This window comes from Limnobacter sp. (genome assembly GCF_036846585.1).
Classification (GTDB): domain Bacteria; phylum Pseudomonadota; class Gammaproteobacteria; order Burkholderiales; family Burkholderiaceae_B; genus Limnobacter.
The window spans coordinates 14,289-26,899 of sequence record NZ_DAIUBR010000019.1; the positions used below are offsets into that span (position 1 = coordinate 14,289).

A 12,611-nucleotide genomic window follows, 5' to 3' on the forward strand; every position below is an offset into this window, starting at 1 on the left:
CGCCAAAAACATGAAAACCCGCCTTTGTGGCGGGTTTTTTGTTTTTGCGACCTGTGAGTAGATTCGAACGAACGGATCGTAAAAATAATAGTTCGGTGGAGTTCACGCAAGTGAACGAAACGAGGGAGCGCCGCTAGGCGCGATAACAATCTCACAGCTTCCGCCAAAAACATGAAAACCCGCCTTTGTGGCGGGTTTTTTGTTTTTGCGACCTGTTGAGGGGGGGGTCAAAAAAGGTATGTTTTTTTATGATGGTGATTGTTAAAATTTGTTTCGACAGCAATCAAGCACAAATACAAACTAAAGCAAGTGCTTGAGCACTTCGCGCAACGATAGTTCATCGTGCATTAATTCAAAGACGGTTTAAGGATGTATTGGATGATTAATTCATCACCGAAATTGATAGTCGTAGATGATGAGCGAGCCCAGAAAGAAGCGCTTTGCCTTCTGTTGGAGGAACGAGGATTCGAGGTGTTCGGATTTTCTACACCAGCGGAGGCGCTTGATTTCATCAGCTGCAATCCGGCAGATCTTTTGTTGACTGATTTAAAGCTTCCCGGCTTCACTGGTATTGAGCTAATAGGTAAGGTGAAGATTGTTCAGCCCGATCTCCCCTGCATCTTGATGACAGGCCATGGAAGTGTGGAAACAGCAGTCGAGGCACTGAATCTGGGTGTTCAAGATTATGTCTTGAAACCCTTCAAGATAGGCCAGGTTCTTTCATCCATCCACAAGGCCTTGAAGTTTCAGCAACTCAAGAAAAACAATGAGACATTGCTGCAGCAATTGTCAACGTCCAATCAGCAACTCAAAGAACTGAACAGCGAGCTTGACAGCTTCGCAGGGCGGATTGCACACGATTTGAACTCGGTAATTCATTTGATTCAGGGCTACGCTTCCCGCCTAAAAGAACAAGAAGTCTTGTCCTCCCCAGAACACCTGAATCGCTCTGTCATGCGAATTCTCGAGTCGAGTCAGCGGGGCGGTAAGCTGGTCAGTGATCTCCTGGAGTTTGCAAGGCTTGGTGCATCTCCGTTGGCCTCTGTCGAGACAAATTTAAATGACATTGTTCATCGATCCAAAGTGATTGCAGAACTTGATCATGACGGTCCACGCCCGACCTGGAAAATTTCAGATCTGCCAGCAGTACCCGTTGACCCGGCGTTGATCGAGCAGGTGTTCATTAATTTGTTTTCCAATGCATTGAAGTACTCCGCTCGGAAAGATCATCCTGTGGTCGAGGTTCAATCAAGGTTATTCAACGAATTTGCGTGCATTTCGGTGAAGGACAATGGGGCAGGGTTTGACCCTGAGTTGGCGGATCGACTTTTTAAACCGTTCCAGCGTTTGCACGATCAAACGGAGTTTCATGGCCACGGCATGGGGCTGGCGAATGTAAAAAAGATTGTTGAACGGCATGGGGGAATGGTTAAGGCAAAGGGGCAAGCAGGACAGGGTGCCACTTTTGAGTTATATCTGCCATTGCGCAGAGGCGGCGTGGAGCATACGTATCCTGCCCTGAACGTATCGCCATCTGTTGTTGCTGACCATACAAAACCTGAGCCGAGTATTCCGATGGTTTTGAAGCAAATGGATGGAACTATGGCGGGCCTTGGTGGATGGTCGGTTGACCTGGAACCCAGGTTAAAGATTCACTGGTCTGATGAAGTGTTCCGGATTTTCGAAGTTTCCGAAGAGCAGGGTCAACCTGCCGACTTGAATGCTGGGCTGGATCGATATTATGGTTTCTCCCGGGCAAGGTTGGAGGAGGCTCTTGAGCGTTGCGTCGCTGAAGGCGATCCGATTGACCTTGAGGCGGAAATACTTACTTTCAAAAACCGCAAGCGAATAGTCAGGGTTGCTGCGAAAGCAATCAAAAATGATCAAGATCGGACAACAGGCATTCAGGGGTTTATTCAGGACATCACGGAATATCGTCACGCACTTCATACGGTCAATCGCATCAACAGCTTGTTGTACGCGCAGAACCAGGTGAATGTCCAGATACCCTACTTGAGCAGTACGGCGGATATGTTTAATGAGGTCTGTCGGATTGTACCTGCGGTGGGGCAAATACCGCTGGTGTGGATTGTCAGTTTCAAGCCGGGCACCGAAGAACTTCAAGTGGTTGCAAAGGGGGGGCAGTGCCTTGATTTGGTTGATCAGGTGATGGAATCTCTCGATATAGACACCGGGCATCCCTTGTTCCAGCGGCTTGAAAGGCGATCGCTGTACATTTGCAATGACGTTCGTGACGAACCTTACGCTGTTGGTTGGGCCCAGCACGCAATTGATGCCGGGATGGGGTCATTTGCGGTGGTGCCATTGCATTTGCATGGCAAATTATTCGCGGCCATGGTTTATTTCGGTTTTGGCACAGACTTCTTCGATACGGGTGTTTCGGAGTTGCTTGAAACCATCGCCAAGAATCGTTCACTCGCCTTGGAAAATTTGGTCAATTCGATAGACAAAGCCAAAACGATGGAGCGTTTGCAGTTGCTCGAAGCCTGTGTTGAGAGGCTTAACGACATGGTGTTGATCACCGAGGCCGAACCGGTGATTGGTGATGGTCCAAAAATTTTGTACGCCAACCCGGCCTTCTATGAATCAACGGGCTTCACGCCAGATGAAGTGATTGGAAACACGCCCAGAATTCTTCAAGGCCCTGGTACGCAACGCGATGTGCTGGACAAAATCCGTGTGGGCCTTCTTGCCTGGAAACCCGTGCATGAAGAACTGATCAACTACACCAAAGATGGAAAACCATTCTGGATTGAACTGAACATTGTTCCGATTGCAGATCAAACCGGTTACTACACGCATTGGGTGGCGATTCAGCGAGACGTTTCTGAGCGAAAACGAATTGAGCAGGATAGGGAAGTGAATCTTGAGCGTTTTCGATCACTGGCCAATGCAACAAGCGATTGCATCTGGGAGTGGGATCTTGAAGACGCTGATTATGTTTGGTGGAGCGAAGGGCTACAGACCTTGTTTGGCTATCTTCAAGATGAATGCGGATCAACGATTGAGTCACGAACCAGCCGTATTCATCCTGATGACCTGGCGCGGGTTGTCAGTGGCATTGATTCGGTGCTTGAGGGGGACCAGGAAACTTGGCGGGATGAGTACCGATTTGCGCGGGCTGACGGAACCTGGTCCGATGTGACAGATCGGGCGTTTGTGATTCGCGACCACCACGGAAAGGCGCTGCGAATGATCGGCGGAATGACAGACATTACGCACATCAAGCAAGTGCAACGCGACAGCGAATCGCAGCTGCGGAAGATGAATCTGCTGGATGAAATCACGCGGTCAATTGGGAAACGTCTGGATATCAACAGCATTTACGCTGTGGTGATTAATGCGCTGGAAAATGACTTGCCATCCGATTTCTGTTTTTTGGGTGCTTATGACCTGAAGTCAGAAACTGTTTCAGTGAGGTCTTTGTCGGAGTCTAGTCTTCAGATGGCAAAACTTCTTGGTATTTCGGGGTTGTCTGATATTCCGATTACAGGCACGCATCTTCAGGAAGCGTGTACTGGCAAGTTTGTATTTCAGCCAACCATGAAACAGTCGTGGTGTCCGATTGCCCAGCAAATCCAGAAAACTTTTGGTTTGAACAGTCTTGTGATTGTTCCACTGGTGCAAGAGGCACGTGTACTGGGTGTCATGGTGACGGCGAGGAAGGCTGAGAACGCTTATTCGGAAGATGAGCTTAAGTTTTTGCGACAGTTGGGTGAACATGTTGCACTTGCCTTGTCACAGGCAGAATTGCTGAAGCAATTGCAAGATGCTTATGAGGAACTGACGCAAACCCAGGATCTGGTGTTGCAGCAAGAAAGGTTGAGGGCCTTGGCCGAAATGGCAGCAGGCATTGCGCATGATATTAACAACGCGATATCGCCGGCTGCACTTTATGTGGAAAGTCTTTTGTCACCTGACCGTGATTTGCCCGACAGGGATCGAAAGCAGTTAACGACTATTCAGACCGCAATTGACGATGTAACAAATACGGTGCTCAGGATGAGCAGGTTTGCGAAGGGTCGGGATGATGTCTCCGATTTCGTTTTTACGGACGTGAATGCCCTTTGTCAGGAAGCGATTGAGTTGACCCGTGCGAAATGGGAAACGATCACCATCAAGAAAGGCTGGTCCATTCAAATAAAGACCTTTTTTGAGGAGAACATTTCACCATTGAATGCATCGCGTTCCGAGATGCGAGAGGCACTTACCAATTTAATTTTGAATGCCACGGATGCTTTGCCCAATGGGGGCGTGATTGAAATTCATACCAGCACGGCGACCGTAGGCAGCACAAAATTCCTGAATCTGGAAGTGCGCGACAATGGTGTGGGAATGGATGAACAAACGAAAGTTCGTTGCATGGAGCCTTTTTTTACCACCAAGGGTGATCGTGGAACTGGTTTGGGGCTTTCGATGGTTTACGGCATTGTCAAACGCATGGGCGGAACATTGGCAATCGATAGCAGTCCAGGTAAGGGAACGCGTATCTCTCTTGCTTTTGAAATGAATTCCGAAGAACCTAAGGACACTTCGCCTAAGTTGGTTTCTGTTAAGAATACTGCATTTGTAATTCGAAAAATCTTGTTGGTTGACGATGATCAGTTGATTCTGGACACGTGCAGTTCAATTTTGCGGCACGCCGGTCATCAGGTGAATGCGGTGTCAACAGGTAAGTTGGCTCTGGAGTATTTGCTTGCAGAATCGACAACGTTGAAACCTTATGATCTTGTAATTACTGACCTGGGTATGCCCGATATGACAGGCATCGAGTTGGCTCACGAGATAAAAAAGAGGTTTCCAGGTGTCCCGTTGGTTTTGATGAGCGGTTGGGGTTCCCAGATTAATCAGGATGATGATGAATTCAAAAACATTGATGAGGTTGTGAGCAAACCGCCAAGGTTGAAGCAGTTGCTTGAGGTTATCGAGCGGCTCACCCGCTGATCAGTTGGCGGTCAACCCAAGCACCTTGCGCACCTTGGATGCCAGTTCCCGTTTGCGGTAGGGTTTGCTGAGAAGTTCAAGGTCTGCGTCCAGCTTGCCGTCATGAACAATGGTATTTTCTGTGTAGCCGGAGGTAAAAAGAACTTTCAAGTCGGGTTTCAATTCCTTGGCCATGTCGGCGAGTTGTCGACCATTGATGCCGTTGGGCATGATGATGTCAGTCAACAGCAAATCGATGTGAGCGATTTGCTCTAAAACCGCAAGTGCGCTTGGCCCATCCACGGCAGCGGTTACCCGGTATCCCATTTCAATCAATTGTGAATGCAGGTGCTCACGCACCAGGTCATCGTCTTCAACAATCAATATGTGTTCATTGCGCCCTTTGATTTCTCCCTGTTCCATAACGCAAGGATCAGGGCGTGTGTCTGCTTTGCTTCTGGGGAAGTACAGTTTCACAGATGTTCCTGCTCCCATCTCTGAATAAATCTTGATGTGTCCTTGGGACTGTTTTACAAATCCAAACACCATACTCAATCCCAAACCACTTCCTTTACCCACTTCTTTGGTGGTGAAAAAGGGCTCGAATGCACGCTTGATAGTCTCCCGGGTCATGCCGCAGCCCGTGTCGGAAATGGTGAGCCTGACGTACTGGCCTGGGGCGACTTCGCCTTCAGTGGCCGCGTAATCTGAATCAAGGTATGTGTTTGCAGATTCTATGGTCAATTTTCCTCCATTCTGCATAGAGTCCCTTGCGTTGATCACCAAGTTGAGCAACGCCACCTCGAGCTGGCTGGCGTCGACGTCCATTGACCACAATTCTTCATTTTCAACCACGTCAATTTCAATTGATTTTGGTAAGGTTCTCTGGAACAGTTCTTCGGAGTCCCGGATCAATCGATTGGCATTTAGTGTAATGGGCCTGAGCGGTTGACGTCGTGCAAATGACAAAAGTCGACTGGTTAATTCAGCACCACGCTCAGCGGCTTTCACGGTCATTTCCGCCATTGCTTGAAGTGGTTGATTTCCGCTTAATCGATATAAGAGAATTTCGGCGTTGCCCAAAATTACAGTCAGCAGATTGTTGAAGTCGTGTGCAACACCCCCAGTCAATTGGCCCATGGCTTCAAGTTTCTGTGACTCCCGAAGTTTTTCCTCCAGTTCCCTGCGTTCGGTCAAATCAAGCATGCTGCCCAGCATCCGTATGCCTTGGCCTTGGTCATCTCGAATGACGAATCCCCTGTCGTGCACAGTGGCGTACTTGCCGTTTGCTTTGATAAACCGATACTCTCCCTCCCACATGGTTTCTGGGCCGTTGATCACCTTGTGAATGCTTTCGAGTACACGATCCAGGTCATCCGGGTGAATGTGATTGGTCCATGATTCCGGACCCGGCTCCAGTTGCGCTCTGGTGTATCCAAACACACGGCACATGGAATCGTTCCACCACAATTTTTGATTGACCAAATCCCAGTCCCAAATCACGTCATTGGTAACCTTGGATACCAATAGAAAACGCTCTTGTAGAAGTTTTGCCGCTTCTTGTTGCCTTTGTTCGCCGGTTACATCTTTGAAGTAAATTGCCAGTCCTTCCGCAACGGGATATCCGTTTACTTCAAACCATGTGTCAAGTGGCGGGTAATAAAACTTCACATTAAATGGGTTGCCCGACTTCAGTGCATCGTGGTAGAGCGGATAGATCGGGGTGTCGATGGCCTCTGGGAATTCTTCCCAGATGATTTTTCCGACAAGATCGTTTCTGTTTCTTCTCAATAATTTTTCTGTTCGAAGGTTCAGATAGAGAAATTCGAATTTGTTGGACACGATGAAAAATGCGTCGCTCATATTCTCGAGAGTAGACAGCAGTTTTTGCTCCAGATCAGAATTCCTTTTTTTCTCCCGAACCTGTTCTGTGATGTCTATCAGCAAGCCCACGATGATGGGGCGACCAAGCTTGTCGTGTTTTTCACCCGAGCCTTTCAACTGGCTGACTGATCCGTCTTTGCAAAACACGCGATGCTGGAAGGTGAATCGATACCCGACTTGAACGGTTTTGTCCGTTAAAACGGTCATCACCTCGCCCCTGTCTTCTGGATGAACAAGCGCCAGATATTCATCCATTGATGAGGCGTTCAGGAGCGTCTGGAATCCGGGTGATATTTCCGGATTGCCGAAGATGTGCCAACTGACCTGACCGGAGCCAATATCGACTTCCCACGCCAGGGTGTTGAGCATGCGTTCGGCAGATCTCAGGAGAATTTCCCGTTCCTGCACACTGGAGTCAAAGTTCATGATTGAGAGCCCACTTCGATAGGGTTATGCTTATGAGCATTTGGGGCACGATACTTTGGGTGAGTTCAGCCTTCCTTAATTTAACAAAAGTTGAACAGTTCTGGCAAACTGTCAGGTGTTTTCCTTGCTTCGGAGTTTAGTCACGTGTCTGCAGGATCAGAAAAAGATCGAAACCCGGTGAATGAATTATTAGCGCAATATGTTCACAAGATGAACAACGCTATGCTGCCTTTTGTTCTCGAGTTGGATGATCACCTGGAAAGCATCGAGAAGTACACACTTCTTGAACAAATGAAACTAAGGGAGTTTGATGTAGAAATAGAGGCTCAAATGGAAGCCATCAAAAGAATTCGTTCCCTGATCAGCAAGAAATCAACAAACGACACGGCGTGACATTGGGGTCAACTGTTATTGGACAATGCTTGAGGTTTGAAAATGTAGATTTTCATGGGTACGCCGATAACGGATTCCCCATCCCGGAATTTTGTGACCATCCGTCCGTTGACCACTTGGTCTTTTGAGCCCCACAAATACCCGTCTGGCCCAGTGAAATCTCGGGATAACACGGCGCCAATTTTCAAGCCTTGTGCTGATACAAGTTTTTCGTTGGCAAGTGGCGTGCTTGCATATTCTTCCAGTGCTTTCGGAAGGGCCCGAATGACTTCAGGGTCGTAGCGTCTACCTGAAGAACCGGTCACGAATCTGGCTGCCTCCTTCAATGTCAGCTTTCTCTCCGCCAGCCAACCTTGTTGCAGTTCGTCCAAGTCTTCAGCTACAGCCAGAATTCTCGAGCCCATTGGTATACTTGCACCAATCAAACCATCAGGAAATCCGTGTCCGTCATATCTTTCATGATGGTGTCGAATGATTTTGCTGATTTCTCCCATGTCGGGAAGGCTTAAAAATACTGTTTGGGCCCGAACTGGGTGTTTGAGCAGCGCCGTTTGTGATTCTCCGTCGAGACTCGTAAACGGAGTAAATAGAGTATGGTCGGGCAAACCAATTTTCCCGATGTCGTGCAAGAGACCTGCAATGTAGATTTGTTGAATTTCTCCTTCATCCAATGCCAATTGCTGTGCAAGAATCCGCGACAAATCTGCCACGAGTCGACAGTGGGACGCAATGGCCGGCGACCGCAATTCGAGAAAATTACTGAACACACGAATCGCACTCAGGTATTGCATCTTTATTTCTTTTCTGGATTGATCCAGTAGCGAATTAACCTGTCGTATTTCATCGAGTCGCTCTTCAATCTTTGATTCCAGTTCATTCTGGAATTGTTCAAGCTCATGAACTTTTTCAACCAATGATTGATTCAACTGTTCATTTTCAACACGAATTTGGTAAATCTCGATCAAGTCATTTACTGCGCGCTTAAGCTCACCTTCATCCCATGGTTTGTTCATGAACCGGTCTACCTGACCCAAATTGATGGCGTCAATCGCTGAATCGGTGTCCGCATGCCCTGTTAAAATGATTTTTCCAGTATTTGGGGATGTTTCCGATATGGCCTGAAATACATCAACTCCCGATAGAGAAGGCATCTGCATGTCAGAAATGACAACAGAGGGCTTTTCTTTTCTCGCGATTGAAATTGCCTCACGGGGGTCTGTTGTAAAAAGAATGTCATAAGGTTCCAGCCGAAACACCTTTCGAAGCGCATTGATGATGTTGGAATCATCGTCCACGAAAAGTATTTTGTGTTTGGATGGTTTGTTCGGATTGATTACACCAGTGAAACCATGTATCAATGGACTACTTTTACTTTCCGGTTTTTGCGCGATATTCATGATTTGACCTGGGTATTCAAAGTCTATTTGGTGGTTTGTTTTCCGGTTCGCTTTAGGCGATACACGTAAATTTTCAATGGTTTTCCCATTACGTTTTCATGTTCTTTGATGTGATCGATCAGATGCTTGCTGACAAGCTTTTCTTTGGACAGCCACAGGTAACCATCTGGCCCCACAAAATCGCGCGATAAAGTTTGACCCACGCGAAGTTCCGAACCAGAAACCAACTTTTCCTCGAGTCTTGGGGCTGCTCTCAGTTTTTCCAGAGCTGTTGGAAATACGGCAACCACCTTTGGGTCGTAGCGACTGTCTCCAGACTTCATGATGAGTGACAGCGCGTCTTGTTCAGAAAGTTTTTGGGGTGTCAACCAACCTAGCTTCAGTTCATCGAAGTCTTCAGCCACTGCAAGTATTCGGGAACCCAAGGGGATTACCTCTCCGAATATTCCGTCCGGATAGCCATCCCCATCAAATCGCTCATGATGGTGCCTGATCATGATTGATATGGGTTCCATGTCACTTAAGCCATCAAACAACATCTGTCCTTTGATTGAGTGAGACATCAATTGAGCTCTGAATTCAGTTGTCAAGTTGCCCACTGGCGTAAACAATGCTTGATCAGTCAAGCCAATTTTCCCAACATCGTGAAGAAGCCCAGCAATGTAAACTTCATAAACAAGGTCCGGGTCACAGTTCAATTCAATTGCGATGAATCGAGCCAATTCTGCTACCCGTTTGCTGTGGGCACCCAACTGTGGGGATCGTAGTTCCGTTAGTCCGGAAAAGACTTTTACAGCACTCAGATACTGCGCTCGTTTTTCTCTATGGGAAACATCGAGAAAAAGCCTTGCCTGTTCAAGCTCTCTGATGCGTTCACCGATGCAATGTTCCAGCGTGTCATTCAGCATTTCAAGTTCAATCGCTTTGTTGTTGAGCTCTCTTGCTGTTTTGTTCCTTTCGAATTTCAGTCTGGCTATTCCAACCAGTTCTGACACTGTCAAACGCAATATTTCGGCATCGAGGGGTTTGCACAGGTAACGTTTGACATGTCCTCGATTGATGGACGAAATCACGGTGTCCAGATCGCTGAATCCAGTCAGTACGACACGGGAGGTATCGGGAGAGACTTGATTTATCGCTTCCATGACATCAATGCCAGACAGTTCTGGCATTTTGATGTCACAGATCACCACGCCAGGTTTGTGTCGTTTTGCCAGCGTTACGCCTTCCCGGGATTCAAGCGATGTCAGCACGGTCAAATTGAGTTTTCGGAGCTCTTTACGAAGTGCAGTCAGCACATCGGGATCATCGTCGATGAGAAGTACAACGTCCGGACTGATGTCGTCATTTCTATAGAGAGTGTCCGATTCCACCTCGCCAGCTAGCGTTATTTCCGGAATCGTCAGGCACTCGTGCTCATTGGAGCTTTCGGTCACGTCAGTGGGTGTCATGACGAATACCTTTTTTTCAAATTAAAAGAATTGGAAAGAGGGCAATTGGGCTTTGCAACTTAACAAGACTGTAATTGAAAAAATTAAGATCGATCCTTTGAATTGGATGTAAAAAAGGGTTAATTCCTTGTTTGGTAGGCTATTCCGAAAACAAAAAACCCGCTGAAAGCGGGTTTTTTGTTTCAATGCAATCTGCCAGATTAACGGTACAACACGCCTGGCAACCACATGCCGATCTGTGGGAACACATACAACACGAACATGGCGAAGATCTGGATAAACATGAAAGGGATCATGCCCAGGAAGATCTGGTTCAATGTAACCCCGGGTGGCGACACGCCCTTGAGGTAGAACGCTGCCATGGCCACGGGTGGCGACAGGAACGCGGTTTGCAGGTTCAAAGCCACCAACAGGCCGAAGAACAGTGGGTCTACATCAAAGTAGGGCAACAGCGGGATGAAGATCGGCATGAAAATCACGATGATCTCTGTCCATTCCAGTGGCCAGCCCAACAGGAAAATAATGACCTGTGACAGCAACAGGAATTCAATGGGGGTTAAGCCCAGAGACAACACCCAGGTTTCCACCAGTTCCTGGCCACCCAGCAGCGCGAAGGCGGCTGAGAAAATCGAGGAGCCCACAAACAACCAGCAGACCATCGCAGTGGTTTTGGAGGTCAAAAACGCCGATTCGCGCAGCACGGGGAAGCTGAGTTGGCGATAACCTGCTGCCAGCAACAAGCCACCAAACGCACCCACAGCCGCCGCTTCTGAAGGGGTTGCAAAGCCAAACACGATGCTACCCAACACTGCCAAAATCAGAATTGCCAAGGGGAAGAATGACGTCAGCAACATCTTGAACACTTCAAGACGCTCGAAGCTGAGGCGAGAGTAGTAGTAAACCAGTACAGCCGCCACCACCAGCAGGGATATCCAGAAATTCAGTGGCGCTGAACGCGCTTCCTCAACAACAATTTCTTCTGTTGCAGGTTCTTCCAGCGCTGGTGCCGCAGCAGATTCTGCAGTGTCTGCACCGGCTGGTTCTGCTAAACCTGTGGAGCCCTCAATCTCGGGTTCAGCCAGGTCGAAGGAATAAGAATTGGAGGTGCCACTGTCGTAGTCTGCACCGAAACTGACCAGGCTTGAGGTGTCAAATGCCGCTTCTTTCGGGGCTGTCAAAGAGGAGTAAACCAGCCCCAAAATGAATGCCGCAAAAATTGCAGGCAGCATGGCCACAAACAACTGGTTTGCCACCTGTCCGCCTGTCAGGTTGCCTTCACGGCGACCTTTCAAGCCATTGACCAAAGCAGACACGGCGCGGCTGCTGCCGTAGGTGCGCTTCAGGGAATCCAGTACGGGGCTTAGTGGAACTTTGCGGTCTTCTTCAGACAGGGGGGGCGCGCATTTCGGATTGATTTTTGCACGGATCATGATGTAGGCGATGTACATGCCGGTCAGCATCAAGCCGGGGAAGAACGCACCCGCATACAACTGCACCACGGAAACACCCGCTGTGGCGCCATACACAATCAACAACACGGAAGGCGGAATCAAAATACCCAGACAGCCGCCAGCAGTAATAGCACCGGCTGCCATTTTGGTGTCGTAACCTGCTTTCAACATGCTCGGCATGGCCAGCAAACCCATCAAGGTAACTACTGCACCCACAATGCCCGTTGCTGTCGCAAAAATTGCGCAGGTTACCAGTGTTGCAACACCCAGTGCGCCGGGAAGTCGAGCCATCGCCAGGTGCAGCGATTTGAACAGTTTTTCGATCAGGTTTGCACGTTCAACCAGGTAGCCCATGAACACGAATAGCGGTACTGAAATAAGTACGTCGTTGGTCATCACCTTGTAGGTGGACTGAACCATCAAATCGAGCGTGTGTTGAATATTTCCATCGTAGGCAAAGTAGGTAAAAATTACGCCCATGCCCATCAGGGTAAAAGCGGTTGGGAAACCCAACATGATGGCAACCACCACCAGCGACAGCATTAGCAGACCCAGGTGACCGTTGGTCATTTCCGAGGGCACCGGCATTGCAATGGCGACCCCGATCAGGATCATCGCCATGATGGCAATACCAAAATATAGTTCTTTTTTCATGATTGATCCTG

The 12,611-nt window shown here is 48.3% G+C and carries 6 protein-coding genes; 2 read left to right on the forward strand and 4 right to left on the reverse strand.

Annotated features, from left to right (window positions below; all coding sequences use genetic code 11):
• The first annotated feature begins 378 nt into the window (after positions 1–378).
• Complete coding sequence (locus V7028_RS09915; protein WP_334119920.1) at positions 379–4,965, forward strand: ATP-binding protein; 4,587 nt, start codon at positions 379–381, stop codon at positions 4,963–4,965.
• Here the strand turns inward: V7028_RS09915 and V7028_RS09920 are convergent, their stop codons facing one another.
• The gene (locus V7028_RS09920; protein WP_334119921.1) at positions 4,966–7,254 is read right to left on the reverse strand and encodes a PAS domain-containing protein; all 2,289 of its coding nucleotides are present in this window, start codon (positions 7,252–7,254) and stop codon (positions 4,966–4,968) included.
• Positions 7,255–7,398: 144 nt separating this feature from the next.
• Between V7028_RS09920 and V7028_RS09925 the strand changes: the two genes are divergently transcribed.
• On the forward strand, positions 7,399–7,647 hold the full coding sequence (locus V7028_RS09925; RefSeq protein WP_334119922.1) for a hypothetical protein: 249 nt from the start codon (positions 7,399–7,401) through the stop codon (positions 7,645–7,647).
• A gap of 8 nt (positions 7,648–7,655) precedes the next feature.
• Here V7028_RS09925 and V7028_RS09930 read toward each other — a convergent pair whose 3' ends face one another.
• From V7028_RS09930 to V7028_RS09940, 3 genes are all read right to left on the reverse strand, one after another.
• Positions 7,656–9,044, reverse strand: coding sequence for an HD domain-containing phosphohydrolase (locus V7028_RS09930; protein WP_334119923.1), 1,389 nt, complete (start codon positions 9,042–9,044; stop codon positions 7,656–7,658).
• Positions 9,045–9,067: 23 nt separating this feature from the next.
• Positions 9,068–10,495, reverse strand: a complete 1,428-nt coding sequence (locus tag V7028_RS09935; protein WP_334119924.1) for an HD domain-containing phosphohydrolase — start codon at positions 10,493–10,495, stop codon at positions 9,068–9,070.
• A gap of 200 nt (positions 10,496–10,695) precedes the next feature.
• Positions 10,696–12,600, reverse strand: coding sequence for a TRAP transporter large permease (locus V7028_RS09940; protein ID WP_334119925.1), 1,905 nt, complete (start codon positions 12,598–12,600; stop codon positions 10,696–10,698).
• Positions 12,601–12,611: the final 11 nt, after the last annotated feature.